Source organism: Cytobacillus oceanisediminis 2691 (assembly GCF_007678455.1).
Classification (GTDB): domain Bacteria; phylum Bacillota; class Bacilli; order Bacillales; family Cytobacillaceae; genus Mesobacillus; species Mesobacillus oceanisediminis_A.
Genome location: NZ_VEEP01000399.1, coordinates 1 through 237, shown reverse-complemented (window position 1 = coordinate 237; position 237 = coordinate 1). Strand labels below are relative to the sequence as shown.

The following is a 237-nucleotide window of genomic DNA, read 5'->3' as shown; positions in this document are numbered from 1 at the left end:
TTTGCACCACCTCACCCCCCACAATCCTCCCCATTCCTATCCATCCTCTTATCCTCAAAGCAAATATCATCCTACCCACCCTTGCTCCCATCACAACCCTCATTACAATCACCACCACCAAATACCCCAGTCCATAAACTACTTCAATCACCCTCATCATCTAATCCTCTCTCCTCCCCCCCTTATACCCACCAATACCCCCATACATCACCCCAATCACAAAATCAATCAAACCCC

The 237-nt window shown here is 48.1% G+C and carries 1 pseudogene; it reads right to left on the bottom strand.

The features are described from left to right. Positions 1 to 237 (bottom strand): annotated as a pseudogene (locus FS736_RS25370) (ABC transporter permease); the annotation flags it as partial.